Here is a 15396-nt window from a genome sequence, read left to right on the forward strand (position 1 = left end):
GGCCCTTAGCCGATGCCCGGATCTTCGAAGCCCATGTCTTCTTCCGGCTCGGGGTGGGGCTCGAGCCCCAGCTCCTGGCGGATGATGTTGGGCATCAGCGGCGCCGTCCACGCACGCAGGTAGACCAATTCCAGTTCGAGATTCAGCTGCACGACGTGGTCGGGGCCGTAGTAGTAGCCCTGCTCCAGGTCGAGCCAGACGTTGACCGGCTCGATGTCGAGGTCGACCACGGTGATCAGGTTGTACTGCGCCGCCGCGTCGATGATCTCGGGGATGCGGGCCGAATCGACCACCAGCGACATCCGCACGCGGCGGATGTCATAGAGCTGGTTCAGCCAGTTGGCCTCGCGGCCCGAGGGCGACGCGTGGAAGCGCGGCTCGAACATCTGCACCGCCGGATCGGGCCCGCGATCGATCGGCTCGGCGAACTCGCCCTGGCTGGCCATCCGGTCCAGCTTCAGCGGGCGGCCATCGATCTCGAGCACGCGCTTAATGGGCGCCTCGACGATCGGCAGCAGGTCGCCGTTGCGCGTGTTGGCCTGTCCCAGGAAGCCGAAGAGGTCCTGGGCGAGCCAGTAGTCCATCTGCCAGAGGAAGGTCGTGCCGTGGTTGGGCGTGTTCGAGAGCGCTCGCCTGGGGAAGCCCGGCGCCACCTGGAAGGGCGAGCCTTCGGGCAGCACGTCGATGGACATGTAGATCGAGTGCTCCTGGGCCGGCCTGGCGTAGAGGCTGACACGCTGGGCCGAGAGTTCTTGCTCCATGGCCTCGCGCTCTTCGGGCTCCATGTCGGTCGAGCCCGTCTGGGCCGACTCACGCTCGAACAGGCGCGCCCGCGTGTCGTTGAGCTGGTCGAGCACGCTCATCGGCTCGGGCGGCGTCGTCGCGTTCAGCCCGGCGAGCAACCGCTCGTACGCCGAATCGCCGTCGCCGGGGATGAGCATGTCCTGCATGCGCAGGCGCAGGAGCTGGGCCTCCGAGTCGTCTTCGGGCTGCTTGGGGAAGAGCCCCTCGACGAGCAGGCCGCGGCCCTTGCGATTGAACTCGATGATCTCGCCGGTGACCTGCTGCAGCCGTTCGTCCTGCTTCTGCTGCTCGTTGCGGAAGAACTCGGTGTAGTCCCGGTGCGGCATGCCGCTTTGGGTCACCGTCTCCATGCCCTCGAAGGCCGCGGGCAGCTCGTAGTTGACCTTGAGGCCGTCGAGCCTTTGCATGAGGTTGTTGGCGGCGTTTTCCTGGCGTTGCTTGATGCCCGCGTTCAGGTTGCCGCTGACGATCCATGCGACCGGCAATGCCACCAGGATGACGACGATCGCCACGATCATCGGCCAACGCTTCTTGATGAATCCCATCGCGTTCTTCATCGAAGGCCGCCCTCCTGCTCGTCGACGAGCTCCATGATCCAGGTTACCTCGAAGAACGACCGCGTCTGCCCCGCCGGCACGCTCAGGTCGGGCCGTGGGATGGGATAGGTGTTGCTCAGATCGCTCAAACCGGGCGTCGTGGTGCTCAGGTCGTTGCCCGGCCCGGTGCCCATCGGAACGGGCGCGCTGGTCTCGCTGCCGCCGCCCGTGATCATCACGTCGCTGGGCTGGCCGCGTCCGCGCGGTGGCCGCGCCTGTCCCGATCGCCCGGGGCGCGTCGGCCTGCCGGCCTCACGCTGCCGATCGGGCGGGGGCGTGATCGCGCCGCCTGCCGGTTCGCCGGCCTCGGCCGTCGAGCCGAACTGCTGGGTGATGCGCCACGCCGTGGAAGGCAGCACGAGCTTGTAGGGCACGCCTTCGCGCTCCTGGTTCGTGCGCAGCCAGCGGTCGACCGAATCCACGATGAAGTTGTTCGCATCGGGATGGTCGGTCCAGCCGACGAGCTTCACCGAAATCTGCGGGTTCTCGGGAGCGTCGTCGTCCTGCGAACCACCCGAGAACGGATCGACTTCGGGGTTCGCCGTCCCGGCGTAGCTGGTCTCGAGGCTCTGGATGTGGATGGCCGGCATCTCCATCGTCACGCCGACGTCGCCCTGTGCGACCGTGTTGGCCCGCTCCATCATCAGGCTGATGTCGTTGACCAGCCACGCGTAGACCTCGCGGCCGTCGGCCAGCGCGACGAGGTTCGACAGCGTGCGGTCGATGACCTGGCTGCCGGTCACGCCCGACGCGTCGCTCTTCAGGCTCTCGCCCCGCGACAGCACCTGCTGGATGACCGGCGGCTGCGGATACGCGTCGACGGCGGCCTGGTCCATGAACGGGCGAATGAACATCGCCGCGCCGGCCACCAGGCCCAGGCCCGCGGCCGCGGCGAACCACGGCGTCTTGCGGCGCCACACGGCCTCACGCACCACCGCGGCAGGCATCATGTTGGCCTCGAGGGTTGCGAACTCGAGCCCCTGCAGCGCCAGGCCGTAGGCGGTCATGAGCTGGCCGGCGTTCTCGCCCAGCGTGGCCTCGTCGACGCCGTCGAACTTGGCCCGCTTGAATTCCTCGACCGTGTAGACGGTGAGCTGCACCTGCTGCTGCAGCGCTTTGCGGATGCCCTGGAGCTCGAACGTCGAGCCCAGGCCGATGACGCGCTGCAGGTCCGAGTCGCTGTGCAGCGACTGGTAGTAGCCGATCGAACGCTGGATCTCCTGGCCCAGGTCGCTGAAGATCGGCCGCAGCGCCTGCAGCACGTGCCGGGCACTCTTGCTCTTGTGCACCTCGCGCTTGATCTTCTCGGCCTTGGGGTAGCTCACGCTGAACTTGTCGACGATCTCCTGCGTGAAGTTGTTGCCGCCCAGCGGGAAGGTGCGCACCCACACGCGGCCGGCCTCGGCGATGATCAGGTCGGTGGACGTCGTGCCTACGTCGACGATGACCGTGCCGGGCGTGCGCTCGTCGAACACCAGGTCGTACGCCAGCGCGTTGTACGCGGCGATGGGGCTGAGCGTCACGATGTCGGGCACCATGCCGAAGTCGTCATAGAGCTGCAGCTGCTGGCGGATGCGCTCCTTCGTCGCCGCAAAGATGCCCACCTCGACGTCCGGCGAATCGGGCGAGCGGAAGGTCTGGAAGTCCCACTCGACTTCTTCAAGCGAGAAGGGGATCTGCTGCTCGGCCTCGAACCGCACGATCTTGGGGATCTGCTTGGGCTCGACCGGCGGCAGCTTCGCGAAGCGTGCGAACGCCGCGTGCCCGGGCACGCTGACCGCCACCCGCGCCTTGCTCAGGTCGTGCTGGTTCACGAAGGCGCCCAGCGCCAGCCGGATCGCGTCGTCCTGGTTGAGCTCGGGCGTCGAGAGCACCCGCTTGTGGGGCATGTTCGCGAACTCGGCCACGCGGACGTTTTCCCCGTCCAGCACCAGCTTGACGGCCTTGATGCCGCCCGCGCCTACTTCGACGCCCCAGCACGCGTTCGATGTCGCCATGGTTCAAGCCTTCCTTACTAAAGACCGCGCGGGCCACCACCAGCCCGTTCCGACCCCGCCGCCGCGAGGGCGGCCGGAGGGGCCGATCGTATCACCATCGACGGGCTTGGCGGGCCGAACGGCCCAGCCCATCGCCCCTCCATACGACGATGGTTGCCGGCTGTTGCCCCGCGGCTGGCCGGCCGTTACAGCCCGGTGACGAACCTCGATGTCGGGCGATCCGTCAGGAGCGTCCCTATTCGCCGGCCGATTCGATCACGCCGGCGATCATCGAGACCAGCATGTGCCCGTTCTGATCGATGGCGCCCTGGTAGTGCAGCACCCGGGCCTTGCTCGGGGCCGTGATGCCCATGCCAGCCACCACCGGCCCGGTCGAGGACCACCGCGTGGGGTTCTGCTGCCAGGCCATCGAGGCCACCATCTCCTCGGGCTTGCCCTGGGCCAGCAGGTCGAGCATGTCGCGGTCGTGCTGCACGACCTTGTTGCGGGCCTGCTGAGACTCCTGCGAGTCTCCCAATAGCTGGACCTGATCGCCAAACATCGGCCCAACATGGCTCAGGTCGAAGCTGGTAATCACCAGCGTCGTGCCGCCCAGCTCGCCCAGGGCCTGTCGGACGGCGTCGACGAACGGCTGGATGGCCACGCCCTCGCCGTCGTAGCTCTCGCCGTTGTTGGCAGCCGCGTCGTGCACCAGGGCGGCGAACACCTTGGGGTAGTTGCCGGCGTCGTCGGTGCCGAAGACGTGCTGGATCCAGGGCATCTGCAGCTCGATGCTGTGCTCGCGTTCGTGGTCGTAGCGATGCTCGAAGAGCTTGTCTCCCAGCGAGTTACGGAGCTTGTCGACCAGCTCGGCGTCGAGCGGGCACTCGCCCAGGGGGCTCTGGAACCCCTTGTCGCAGCCGGCGACGCCCGACGAGCGGCCGTAGTGGTTGGGGCCCAGGATGATGACGCGGTCGGGGCGATCGACTACCCGCATCCGGCCGTAGGCCTTGGCGAAGACCAGCCCGCCGCGCGCGTAATCGATCGCGGGCACGATCACGCCGGGCGGCAGGGCGTCGAAGCTGGGGTTCTCATCGTCCTTCAGCGCCTCGTCGATGAGCTGGTCGAGGTGCTCGCGGAGGGCGTCGGGCGACTCCTTGGAGAGCTGCTCTTCGCCTAATTCCTCACCCTCGTGCTTCTTCTTGACGAGCGCCTCGGCGTAGTCGGCCGAGTTGGAGGGCGGCAGCACGTCGGTGCTGTCGAAGGTCTGGGTGAACTCGTCCCAGACCTCGTCGAACTTGGGGCCGTGCAGCAGGGCCGCGTCGTCGAGCTGTGCGACGAGCAGTTCGACGCTGCGGCGCTCCAGGCCCTGGCCGACCTGGTCGACGATCTCGTCGATCGTGCGTGAGCCGTCCATCAGCGGCAGGATGTGCTGGGCCGCCGGCGAGGTGAAGACCACCTTTCGGCTGATCTGCCGGGCATCGGCCACGCCCAGGGCCGGCTTGCCTTGAACCTGGGAGGGAAAGCCCTTGATCTGCCGCAGCTTGGGCTTGGCCTGGTGCGGCAGGCTGGGGTCGAAGGCGGGGGGCGTTGGTGCTGCAGGGTCGCTCATGCCGCATCGTATCGCCCGCCGACTTCGGAGCCGAGCCGGATCGACCGCGGCGGCGCGATTGAACGCAATCGAAAGCACCGCTATCATCGAGGCCCGCCGGTGGGTGGCCGGTGGGATTCCTATGGCTCTGTAGCGCCCTCGCTCCGCACACGTTGGGAAGCCGCGACATGTCCGACTCGTTCAAGCCTGGCGACTCCGTTTCCTGCACGATCACGGGCCTGCCCCGCAGCGAGGCGGGCAAGAAGACCATCGGCCGGCTGATGAAGCTCGACCCCGAGATCCAGCGCGGCCTGCGCCGGGCCCAGACGCGGCGCCGCCAGAACATGAAGGTCTACGTCCGCGGCGGCCGCGACTGGTACGCCCGCGAGAAGTGCGGCAAGGGCGGCCAGGTCCGCGTGGGTGAGAGCTTCACCATCCCCTACGCCCCGCAGCTCTCGGACGACATCAAGTCCGTCGAAAAGTACCTGAAGCTCGAGGCCGCCAAGGGCTGAGTTTCGTGCTTGCCCCTACCATGCGGGCATGAAGAACTTCTTTCGAACCGGCCCGCTCCTCGCAGCGGGCCTTGTTGTTGCATGCCTGAACTTGGTCGCGTGCGAGGCCGAGCAGGCCGAGGTCTCCGGCGAGCCGGACGCGCGGTACACCACGCAAGGCCGCGTCGCGATGAAGAAGACGCCCGATAGCCCAGCCAGCGAGTTCCAGATCTTCCACGAGAGCATCCCAAACTTCGTGAACGGCCAGGGCGAAGTCGTCGGCATGGGCAGCCATCAGATGCCCTTCCCACGCGTCGCCGATGGCATCGACGTCGACTCGCTCGAGGTCGGCCAGCCGGTGCGGTTCACCTTCGACGTGACGTGGAGCGACACGGGCACGCCGACGTGGATGATCACCGAGCTCGAGTTGCTCCCCGACGACACGCGGTTTGCCTTCGAAGACGACCCCGCCGAAGGCGACGGCTCGGCGGAAGAAGCACCGGTAACGCCCGATAGCTCTGGCGGCTAAACACCCCCGGCATCGGAACGAACGCGGACACAAAAAAACCCGGTGACGAACATCGAGTGCTCAATCACCGGGTCTCGTGGGGGTCTTAATTTCGCCCGAGTTGCCTCGGACGGAGGCCTATTCGCCTGACGACGACGGCCTGTTTCAGAGCGAACCAAAAATATCGAGCAAGTATTTCCCAGTCGAGCGGTCAAATGCGAATCGCAGGATGACCCGTACATCGATCGGGAAACTGCCTGCCCCGGTCAGCGCGCTGGCACGGGGAGTTCCAGCCGTTCGAGCACCTGCTTGAGGTCCTCCCACACCTTGCGGCGGGTGTCGGGCGTGTAGTTGCGCAGCAGGTAGGCCGGGTGGTACGTCGGCAGCACGTCGAAGCTCTTGCCCGAGGGCGTTGCCATCGGCCACCACCGGCCGCGCAGCTCGCGCATCGACATCGCCTGGCCCGTGAGGAGCCTGGCCGAGGGCAGGCCCAGGGCGACGATGGCCTCGGGGTCGATGACCTCGATCTGCCGCATGAGGAACGGGGCGCTCGCCTCGGCTTCTTCGATGGTGGGCGTCGCGTTGTTGGGCGGGCGGACCTTCAGCACGTTGGCGATGTAGACGTCCTCGCGCTTCAGGCCCATCGCGATGATCATCTGCTCGAGCTTCTGCCCGGCCCGACCCACAAAGGGCCGGCCCAACCGGTCTTCGTCCGCCCCCGGCGCCTCGCCCACGAACATGATCCGGGCGCACGGATCGCCCTCGCCGAAGACGATGGTCGTGTGCGGCGTGCCGGTGGCCGCGTGCGGCGCGGCCCGGGTGTAGTCCTCGAGGATCTCGGCCAGCCGGTGCTCGGCGATCTCCCGGGGGCTGCCGCTCGGGGCGGGCCGCTTCTTGGGCGTGGCCGCCGGGGCCTTGGCCTCGACGCTCGAATCGGCCTTGGGCATCGGTTGCGTCTCCTGGGCGGCGGGCATCGAACGAATCCGCTCGGGCTCGGGTGCGACGACCTCGGCCGGGGCTGCAGCAAGGGCCGCACCCGGACTCCGCACGCCCCACGCGACGCCGAGCTGGCCCCAGGCGCGGGCGTCCTGGGCCACCACGCGGCGGACGGCCGCGGCATCGGCGCGCGGGTCGGTGGACATGGCGTCAGCGCCCCCGCCGCGTGCGATTGGCCCAGGCGGCGAACTCGATCATGCCCCTGATGAGCTCGCCCCGGGGCGGCGTTCCCCGCCCAAAGGCGGTCTGCCAGCGCCAGGCGTAGTAGGGCCCGCGGATGCGGAATCTCGCCACGATCGCCATGCGAGGGAGCTCGTAGGCGGCCAGGGGGAGGTCTCGCAGCAGTTGGCCGGCCGACATCTAGTGCCCGCCGCTCGAGGCGCCGGCCTCGCTCTGGGCCCGGTGCCAGCCGATGGTCTCGGCCAGGCCCTCGCGCAGGCTGGTGAAGGGCTCGTACCCCAGCAGGCCGCGGGCCCGTTCGATGCTTGCCAGCGAGTGGCGGACCTCGCCCTGCCGTGCGGGCTCGTGCTTGGGCTGCAGGTCGGTGGTGCTGGCGCCGGCGTCGTCGCTCACGATCTCGGCCATCTGCTCGGCCAGCTGGTTGAGGCTCGTGGCCTGGCCCAGGCCGACGTTGGCGATGGCGTTGTCGGGCAGCGTGCCGGTCGCGCCCGCCAGCAGGTTGGCCAGCACGACGTTGGCAACGAACGTGAAGTCCCGGGTCTGCTCGCCGTCGCCGTAGATCACGGGCGGGTTGCCGGCCAGCATGCGGGACGCAAAGGCAGGGATGACCGCGGCGTAGGCCGAGTCGGCGCGTTGCCTCGGGCCGAAGACGTTGAAGTACCGCAGGGCGATGCTCTCGAGCCCGTAGCAGCGGCTCCAGGTGGCCAGCAGGTGCTCGCCGGCCAGCTTGCTGGCTGCGTAGGGCGAGAGCGGGCAGGGCGGCATGTCTTCCTGGCAGGGCTCGCCCGAGCTCGACCCGCAATCGCCGTAGATGGAGCTCGAGCTCGACTGCACGATCCGCCCGCCACCGGCCTCCCGCAGCGCCTCGAGCACGCGGAGGGTGCCCGTCGCATTCACGTCCCACGCCCGGCCGGGCTGCTCGATCGACAGCGGCACCGAGCCAACGGCCGCAAGGTGGAACACGATGGGCTGCCGGCCCGATCGCCCGGTCGGCCGCTTGCCGCCGCCGAAAGCGTCCGCCATGGCCGTGCGGTCGAGGATCGACCCATGCACGAACGCCACCCGATCGGGCTCGAGCTCGACCATGTCCGCGACGTAGCCCGCGTTGGAGTTCGACAGGTCGTCGATGATCCGTACGCTGGCGCCCAGCGAGACCAGGGCGTCGACGAGGTGGCTGCCGATGAAGCCGGCGCCGCCGGTGACCACCACGCGCCGCTGCTCGTAGGCGGGCCGGACGCCGGCGATGAGTTCTGAGGGAAACCGCAGCACTGCCCGTATCCTAACCGCAGTTTCTGCCGGGCCAAGCGGGAAATCTCGCCGCGTCCGATACGCTCACGAATCGGCGGCCATCCTTCCGATACGCTTCTCTGTGCCCGACGAAAAGCGCACCACCGAGCCATGCAACACGAGCGACCTCACCGGCAAGGCGGTCGCCATGCTGGGCGTGGGCGGCGCGGGCATGAGCGCGCTCGCCCGGCTGCTGGCGTCGATGGGCGCTTCGGTGCGCGGCCACGACGCGGTGGCCTCGCCCATCACCGATCGCCTGGTAGCCGAGGGGCTTGCGGTCGTCATCGACGACGGCCGCGACGCGGCCGACCACGCCGACGTGCTGGTCGCCACCGCCGCCGTCCCCGCCGAGCACCCGGCCTTCGAGCGGGCCCGCGCCCGCGGCGTTCCGGTGCTGCGATACCCCGAGGCGCTGGGCCTGGTCATGCGTGGGCGCACGGGCGTGGCGATCGCCGGGACGCACGGCAAGAGCACGACCGTGGCGATGCTGGGCGTGGCGATGGTCGACGCGGGGCTGGACCCCTCGGTCATCGCCGGCGCCGCGTGCAGCCAGCTGCAGAACGGCGCGCTCGTCGAGCCGGGGGCATGGGCGGGCTCGCGATTGGGCGCCGCGACGATCCCGAGCGGGCCGCGCTGCGGCCAGCAGGGCCTGCTGGTCGCCGAGGCGTGCGAGTTCAACCGCTCGTTCCACAACCTGCGGCCCACCATCGCGGGCATCGGCAACGTCGAGGCCGACCACCTGGACATCTACGGCAGCCTCGACGCGGTGGTCGAGGCGTTCGGCACGTTTGCGCAGTCGCTCCCCCCGAAGAACGAAGGCGGCGTGCTGGTCATTGGCCACGACGGTGCGCACCGGCGCGAGGTCGTCGCGGGCGTCACGGCCGACGTCCAGACCATCGGCTTCAGCCCCGAGGCCGACTGGGTCGTGCGCTACGACCAGGACAACCACGCAACGGAGGTGCGCAACCGCGACGCGGCGTGGGGCCGGTGGCGCCAGCGCTTGCCCGGCGCGCACAACGCCGCGAACGCGGCCATGGCGTTTGCGCTCGCGTGCGTAGCGGGCGGAGACCCAGCGATCGTCGCGCAGTCGCTCGGCGCGTTCAACGGGCTCGAGCGACGCTTCCAGCTCCTTGGAGATCGCGCCGTCGATGGCGGCTCGGTGCGCGTCTACGACGATTACGGCCACCACCCGACCGAGGTCGATGCCACGCTCCGCGCGATCCGGCACGCCGAGCGACCGGAAGCGAGCGGCGGCCGGCTCATCGTGGTGTTCCAGCCCCACCAGCACTCGCGGACGCGGTTCCTGCTCGACGAATTTGCCACGGCCTTCTCCAGCGCCGACCTGGTGATCGTGCCCGAGATCTACTTCGTGCGAGACAGCGAGGCCGAGAAGCAGCGTGTGAGCGCCGACGATCTCGTGAAGCGATTGCGCGACCGGGGCGTGCAGGCCGAGCATGCGCATCCGTTCGGGGCCATCGTTGAGAAGCTCGGGCGTGAGTGCCGGGCGGGCGACGTCGTCGTCGTCATGGGCGCGGGTCCGGTGTGGCAGGTCGCCCACGGCTTTGCGTTCGCCGACCGGGCGGTGGCCCATGCCTGAGGCGCTGCAGGTCGATATCGAGCGCGACGCGGCCATCGAGACGTGGTTCGGCATCGGCGGCAGGGCCGACCGGCTCGCGCGGCCCACGAGCGTGGAAGAGCTGCGGCAGTGCGTCGCGCTCGATCCGGACTTGAAGGTGCTGGGCGAGGGCGCGAACCTGCTGGTGGCCGACGGTGGCGTGCGCGAGCTGGTCGTCTCGATGGAACGCCTGAACGCGGTGTCCATCGGCGATGATGGCCTCGTGCGTGCGCAGGCTGGCGCCGACCTCATGCGGCTGATCAACGACACGGCCCGCGCCGGGCTTTCGGGGCTGCACACGCTCGCGGGCGTGCCGGCGAGCATCGGCGGCGCGGTGGCGATGAACGCCGGTGGAGCGTTCGGCAACACCTTCGATCACCTCCGCGAAGTCACGACGATCGATCGCCGCGGCAACGTGCGGACCGATCCGGCATCGGCCTTCGACGCGCGGTATCGCGATGGCGGGCTCGACGGTCGCATCGTGGTCGAAGCGGTGTTCCAACTCACGGGCGACGATCCGAAGGAAGTGCGGCGGCGCGTCAAGGACATCATGGCCAAGAAGAAGGCCAGCCAGCCCCTCGCGGCCGATTGTGCGGGGTGCGTGTTCAAGAACCCGACGCTCTCGACCGATCTGCAAGGCATCGGTGAGGCCGGACAGCGCGTCAGCGCGGGCATGCTGATCGATCGGGCCGGATGCAAGGGGCTGACGCGCGGTGGTGCGAGCGTGAGCGAGCGGCACGCCAACTTCGTCGTCGTCGACAAGCAGACGGCGCGGGCATCGGACGTAATCGAGTTGATCGATGCGGTGCGGCAGCGTGTCGATGCCGCGTTCGGCGTGGCATTGGAGACCGAGGTGGTCATCTGGGGGGAGCGATGAGTGGCGGCGTCGTCCTGGTGCTGGGTGGCGGGCCCGATGCCGAGCACGCGGTGAGCGTGGACAGCAGCACGGCCGTCGCGCGGGCGATCAACGACAGCGGGCGCTACGCGGCCGACCTGCGGATCTTCGATCGGCTGACGCTCGACGAGCTGCGCATGCTGCCGGGCGACGCGGTCTTCGCCGTGCTGCACGGGCCTTGGGGCGAGGGCGGGCCCATGCAGCGGTTGCTCGAGGACGACGGCCGGCCCTTCGTGGGCTGCGGTTCGCGCGCGGCCCGGGCGGCGATCGATAAGCTGCACACCAAGGAAGCCGCGCTGGCGCTCGGCATCGCGACGGCGCCGGCGTCGATCCTGCACCCGCTCGACGACGTGCCACCGATCGACCTGCCGCTGGTGCTCAAGCCCGTGCACGAGGGCTCGAGCGTGGGGCTGGCGATCTGCACGACGATGGAGCAGTGGCGCGCGGGCGTGCAGGCGGCGCGCGCCGCTCTCGCGTCGGGCGCAACCGCGGCGTTCATGGTCGAGCCCATGACCAAGGGCCGCGAACTGACGGTGGGCGTCGTGGCGGGCGAGGCGCTGCCGGTCGTCGAGATCGCTCCCGCCGAGGGCGTCTACGACTACGCCGCCAAGTACACGCGAAGCGACACCCGGTACGTCGTCGATCCGCCGCTGCCCGAGGGCGTCGCGCACACCATGCAACGCGACGCACTGAAGCTTTCCGAGGCGCTCGGCTGCGCCATGCTGGCCCGCGTCGACTTCATGCTCGACGAGCGGCGCGGGCCGATGCTGCTGGAGGCCAACACCATGCCGGGGTTCACCAGCCACTCGCTGCTGCCGATGGCCGCAGCGCGGACGGGCCTGGCCATGCCGGCGCTCTGCGCCAAGCTCGTCGACGACGCCATCGCCCGGCGAGAAGCCAGCCCTGCCAAGCAGAGCGTCGTACGCTCCTGAAGCCATGCCACGAAAAGCCGCAACGAAGAAGAAGGCCCGCAGGGGCAAGGCAAAGGACGCTGGCCCGCTGCTTCCCGAGGGCTCGACGCGCAAGCTCGTGCTGGCGTGCGTCGGGCTCGTGCTGGCCACGGGCGTCGTGCTCGGCGCGGGGCTCGGCATCCCGGCGCTCGGGCGTCAGGCGGCGCAACGCATCAACGAGCAGTCCGACTCGATCTTCATCCAGCTCACCCCGCCCGAGGGCATGCCGCCGGCGTCGTATGACGCCATCATGGACCGTGCCGAGGCGGCGTACCGCGCCTCGGCGGCCGAGCTTGGTGCGATGGCGGCTCTGCGTCCCGAGCCGCTACGAGCCGTGCAGGAAGCCATGGCGAGCACGGGATGGGCCGCCAGCACGCCGATCGTCACGCGCCGCCGCCCGACGCGCACCGATGAGCAGGGCGAGGGCCCCGGACGCAACGACATCGTCATCGAGATGGACTGGCGCCGGCCCGTGGCCGTTGTGCGATCGGCCGCGTTCCAACCCGGCGTGCGGCCCGGCCTGCGCGATACCGCCATCGACGCCAGCGGAGACGTACTACCCCTGAGCGGTCCGCCCGAGAGCCTGCCCGGGCTCAAGGTCATCCTGAACCCCGCGAGCATGCCCGGCCCCGCCGATCGGGGCGACGCGAACCCGACCTGGCCAGGCCAGGACATCCAGGACGCCATCGCGTTGCTCGCGCTGCTGGAGCGCGAGCGGTTTGCGGTGCAGATCACGGGCATCGACCTGGCCGAGCACGGCGAGGGGCAGCGGCTGCTGGTCGTCACCACGACCGGCGGACGGGTCGTGTGGGGCGCCCCGCCGGGGGGCGAGGGTGTGTACCGCGGCGAGGTGTCCGAGGAGCGCAAGCTCGCGAACCTGCGGAGCCTCGTCGACGCGACGGGCCAGCTCGACGGCGGGCAGGAGCGCGTCGAGATCCACTGGCCGGGGACCGTGCTCATCGGCGACGACGCGGCGCGGGGAGGCGCCGGGGGTCGACCGTGAGCGACGCGGAACCAAACGAACCGCCACCCCCGCTGCCCAACGCGGGCGAATCCGCCGATGCAACGCCCTCGGCCACGCAGCCGACGCGCGCGAAGAGAGACAAGTGGGCCCACCGCCGGGCCGAGCCGCGCACGCTCGCGTTCCTGTGGGCGATGTACATCCTGCTGGCTGGGCTGCTGACCATCGGCGTGCTGCTCGTTCGCGGGCCCTGGGCGCTGCTGGACAAGACCGTGTACCAGTACGCGGCGCGGATGATGCTCGTCTGCGTGGGCATCGGGCTGGCAATCCTCTGGCCCATGGTGCGGCTGAGCCAGAGCGTGTCGCTCCGCGAGCGCCCGGCGTCGGTCATCTTCAAGGACATGCTGGTGCTGCTGCCGCCCGTGCAGGCGGTGATCTGGGCCCAAGCGGCGGCCCGTGCCGGCTGGGCGTTTGACCTCATCGGCGCCATCGCGCTGAGTTTCATCGCATGGCCCATGCTCGCCGGCGCCGCGCTTGCGGTGCTCCTCCGGCCCCGGCCCGGGCAGTACCCGGGCCAGACCTACGACGCGGGCACGGTGTTCGCCGGAGCGCTCGGTCCGGGCTCGACCGCGCGGACGCTGGCGATGTCACTGTTCGTCGTCGCCGCACTCGGGCCGCTCATTGCCCTGAGGACGGGGCCGGCGTGGGCCGCCATGCTCAGCCCGGTGTCGGCGGTGCTCGACCTCAGCCGGAGCCGCGGCGTCGGGCCGGGGGTCAGTTCGATGACCGACGGCCGCTGGGAGGCGTTGCTCGTACAGGCGGCGTTGGCCGGCGTCGCATGGCTGGTGCTGATCGCCCTGGCCATCACGCGGAATCGGCCGAATCTGGCCCAAACGCCAGCGGGTGGCCCGCCGCAAGCAGGGCCCATAGCATCGCCAAGCACCCCGCGAGGCCCGGGCCCAGAGCCCCACGCCCGCGGGGATCGTCTTTCGGGCCCGACGTCCGAGCCCGGCGAGACGAACAGCAGGCACGCGCGCACACAGGAAGGGCGCCCGATGGACTACATGACCGCCGAAGAGAGGGTCAAGATCAAGGCCCGGCTGGACGAACTCATCGCCAATCGTCCCAAGATCACCGAGCGCATCGCCGAGGCGCGAGCGCTGGGCGACCTCAAGGAAAACGCCGAGTACCACAGTGCCCGCGAGCTCCAGGGCATGGAAGAGGCCGAGATCCGTCGCCTGGAAGACCGACTGGAGAACGCCAAGATCGTCGACGACGGCCTCGCAAAGGACGCCCAGGTCGCCTTCCTGGGCTCGATGGTCAAGATCCAGGAAGTCACCGAGAAGGGCCCGGTCGGCGAGGCCGAGATGGTCAAGCTCGTTGGCGAGTTCAGCGACGACCCGCCCGACGACTACGACGAGGTGACCGCCAACAGCCCCATGGGCACCGCCCTCATGAAGGCCCGCGTGGGCGAGACCGTCCGTGTCGATGCCCCTCGCGGCACCAAGCGGTTCGAGATCGTCGAGATTTCCTAGTCACAAGTACCCACGGCCAAAGCACCATCGAAATCGCCGCTGCCGGATGCCCAAGGACTGGGCATCCCGGTGGGGTGGCCGCTGCGCCAACCCTTGCACCGGCCACCTCGTGGAGGACTCCGCCATGACTCGCTGCTCTCGCCGTTCTCGCCGTTCGCGTCGCTTTGCCCGCCCAGCGACCCTGCTTGCCGCCCTGACCGCGACGGCCGCGCTCGCCGCCGGCTGTTCGGTCGTCTCTTCATCGTCCCGCGCGATCGCGCCGACGGCCATGGCCGTCTCGATGCCCGACGTGCAAGCCGTGGGCGTCGAGGTCAGCAGCGTCAACGGGCGGATCGTGATCACGCAGGACCCGTCGTTCGGCGATGCCGTCGTGTCGGCCGAGGCGCGGCTGACGAGCACGGAGCGGGCCGAGCGGTTCTCCATCGAGACGGTGATGCAGGACGGGGTGCTCCGCGTGCGACCACTGTGGCCCGACGGCAAGAAGCTGAACAACGAGTCGTGCAATATCGAGATTACCGCGCCCCAGATCGTCGACGTCGACGCGCGGACCAGCAACGGATCGGTCCGGCTGTCCGGCGGTACGGGCACCACGGTCATCAAGTCGTCCAACGGCAGCGTGACCATCAAGGACCGCTCGGGCAACCTTACCGCCCGGACGAGCAACGGACGCATCGTGGTCGAGGGCGGCTCGGGCCCGCTCGACGTCGCGTCGTCTAACGGCTCGATCACGATCAAGCACTTCGGCCCCGGTGGCGACGCGCCCTACCAGTGGCGCGCCGCGACGAGCAACGGCAGCATCCGCGTCGAACTGCCCGAGTCGCCGTCGGGCCGCGTCCGTGCATCGACATCGAACAGCAAGGTGCGCGTGTTCCGCAAGGAGTCGAGCGGCGCCCAGACCGAACTGCTCGCGTCTCGCAGCATCGACCTCGAACTCGGCTCGGGAGCCAGCGACATCGTGCTCAGCACGAGCAACGGTTCCATCGTGGTCGTCACGCCCTAGGCGTTCGGCTC

The 15396-nt window shown here is 69.5% G+C and carries 14 protein-coding genes; 8 read left to right on the plus strand and 6 right to left on the minus strand.

Translation table 11 applies throughout. The annotated features are described in order from the left end of the window. Positions 1-5: 5 nt before the first annotated feature. The 3 genes from RIA68_11450 to amrB form a co-directional block, all read right to left on the minus strand. Positions 6-1361: a hypothetical protein gene (locus RIA68_11450; protein ID MEQ8318053.1), complete on the minus strand. Its 1356-nt coding sequence runs from the start codon at positions 1359-1361 to the stop codon at positions 6-8. Beyond that, positions 1358-3397: a type IV pilus assembly protein PilM gene (gene pilM / locus RIA68_11455; GenBank protein MEQ8318054.1), complete on the minus strand. Its 2040-nt coding sequence runs from the start codon at positions 3395-3397 to the stop codon at positions 1358-1360. The genes RIA68_11450 and pilM overlap by 4 nt, the downstream gene beginning before the upstream one ends. Positions 3398-3632: 235 nt before the next feature. After that, complete coding sequence (gene amrB, locus RIA68_11460) at positions 3633-4988, minus strand: AmmeMemoRadiSam system protein B (GenBank protein ID MEQ8318055.1); 1356 nt, start codon at positions 4986-4988, stop codon at positions 3633-3635. Between the two features lie 167 nt (positions 4989-5155). On the opposite strand from amrB, the gene RIA68_11465 reads away from it, so the two are divergent. Then, positions 5156-5479, plus strand: a complete 324-nt coding sequence (locus tag RIA68_11465) for a hypothetical protein (protein ID MEQ8318056.1) — start codon at positions 5156-5158, stop codon at positions 5477-5479. Positions 5480-5507: 28 nt separating this feature from the next. Then, positions 5508-5987, plus strand: a complete 480-nt coding sequence (locus tag RIA68_11470; protein ID MEQ8318057.1) for a hypothetical protein — start codon at positions 5508-5510, stop codon at positions 5985-5987. Positions 5988-6232: 245 nt separating this feature from the next. On the opposite strand, the gene RIA68_11475 is transcribed toward RIA68_11470, so the two are convergent. From RIA68_11475 to RIA68_11485, 3 genes are read right to left on the minus strand one after another with little or no spacing between them, the layout of a single operon-like run. After that, entirely contained in the window at positions 6233-7108 is an 876-nt protein-coding gene (locus RIA68_11475; protein ID MEQ8318058.1) for a uracil-DNA glycosylase, read from the minus strand. 4 nt (positions 7109-7112) lie between these two features. Further along, the gene (locus RIA68_11480) at positions 7113-7322 is read right to left on the minus strand and encodes a hypothetical protein (GenBank protein ID MEQ8318059.1); all 210 of its coding nucleotides are present in this window, start codon (positions 7320-7322) and stop codon (positions 7113-7115) included. Beyond that, positions 7323-8411, minus strand: coding sequence for an SDR family NAD(P)-dependent oxidoreductase (locus RIA68_11485; protein ID MEQ8318060.1), 1089 nt, complete (start codon positions 8409-8411; stop codon positions 7323-7325). It abuts the gene before it with no gap. A 100-nt stretch (positions 8412-8511) separates the two neighbouring features. Between RIA68_11485 and murC the strand changes: the two genes are divergently transcribed. From murC to RIA68_11515, 6 genes are all read left to right on the plus strand, one after another. Beyond that, positions 8512-10026, plus strand: coding sequence for a UDP-N-acetylmuramate--L-alanine ligase (gene murC, locus RIA68_11490; protein ID MEQ8318061.1), 1515 nt, complete (start codon positions 8512-8514; stop codon positions 10024-10026). Further along, positions 10019-10921: a UDP-N-acetylmuramate dehydrogenase gene (murB, locus tag RIA68_11495; protein ID MEQ8318062.1), complete on the plus strand. Its 903-nt coding sequence runs from the start codon at positions 10019-10021 to the stop codon at positions 10919-10921. Before murC ends, murB begins: the two co-directional genes overlap by 8 nt. Further along, on the plus strand, positions 10918-11871 hold the full coding sequence (locus RIA68_11500) for a D-alanine--D-alanine ligase (protein ID MEQ8318063.1): 954 nt from the start codon (positions 10918-10920) through the stop codon (positions 11869-11871). Before murB ends, RIA68_11500 begins: the two co-directional genes overlap by 4 nt. Positions 11872-11875: 4 nt before the next feature. Next, positions 11876-12892, plus strand: coding sequence for a hypothetical protein (locus RIA68_11505; protein ID MEQ8318064.1), 1017 nt, complete (start codon positions 11876-11878; stop codon positions 12890-12892). Further along, positions 12889-14385 carry a transcription elongation factor GreA gene (gene greA / locus RIA68_11510; GenBank protein MEQ8318065.1) on the plus strand — a complete coding sequence of 499 codons (1497 nt, stop codon included), beginning with the start codon at positions 12889-12891 and terminating at the stop codon, positions 14383-14385. The genes RIA68_11505 and greA overlap by 4 nt, the downstream gene beginning before the upstream one ends. A 124-nt stretch (positions 14386-14509) precedes the next feature. Then, positions 14510-15385 carry a DUF4097 family beta strand repeat-containing protein gene (locus RIA68_11515; GenBank protein ID MEQ8318066.1) on the plus strand — a complete coding sequence of 292 codons (876 nt, stop codon included), beginning with the start codon at positions 14510-14512 and terminating at the stop codon, positions 15383-15385. Positions 15386-15396: the final 11 nt, after the last annotated feature.

The sequence above is a fragment of the Phycisphaerales bacterium genome (assembly GCA_040217175.1).
In the GTDB taxonomy this organism is placed as follows: Bacteria; Planctomycetota; Phycisphaerae; order Phycisphaerales; family UBA1924; genus JAHCJI01.

Bases quoted from the DNA above. Each gene is read 5' to 3' on its own strand.
- RIA68_11450 (MEQ8318053.1), bottom strand. From the start codon at position 1,361: ATGAAGAACGCGATGGGATTCATCAAGAAGCGTTGGCCGATGATCGTG.
- pilM (MEQ8318054.1), bottom strand. From the start codon at position 3,397: ATGGCGACATCGAACGCGTGCTGGGGCGTCGAAGTAGGCGCGGGCGGC.
- amrB (MEQ8318055.1), bottom strand. From the start codon at position 4,988: ATGAGCGACCCTGCAGCACCAACGCCCCCCGCCTTCGACCCCAGCCTG.
- RIA68_11465 (MEQ8318056.1), top strand. From the start codon at position 5,156: ATGTCCGACTCGTTCAAGCCTGGCGACTCCGTTTCCTGCACGATCACG.
- RIA68_11470 (MEQ8318057.1), top strand. From the start codon at position 5,508: ATGAAGAACTTCTTTCGAACCGGCCCGCTCCTCGCAGCGGGCCTTGTT.
- RIA68_11475 (MEQ8318058.1), bottom strand. From the start codon at position 7,108: ATGTCCACCGACCCGCGCGCCGATGCCGCGGCCGTCCGCCGCGTGGTG.
- RIA68_11480 (MEQ8318059.1), bottom strand. From the start codon at position 7,322: ATGTCGGCCGGCCAACTGCTGCGAGACCTCCCCCTGGCCGCCTACGAG.
- murB (MEQ8318062.1), top strand. From the start codon at position 10,019: ATGCCTGAGGCGCTGCAGGTCGATATCGAGCGCGACGCGGCCATCGAG.
- RIA68_11500 (MEQ8318063.1), top strand. From the start codon at position 10,918: ATGAGTGGCGGCGTCGTCCTGGTGCTGGGTGGCGGGCCCGATGCCGAG.
- RIA68_11505 (MEQ8318064.1), top strand. From the start codon at position 11,876: ATGCCACGAAAAGCCGCAACGAAGAAGAAGGCCCGCAGGGGCAAGGCA.
- RIA68_11515 (MEQ8318066.1), top strand. From the start codon at position 14,510: ATGACTCGCTGCTCTCGCCGTTCTCGCCGTTCGCGTCGCTTTGCCCGC.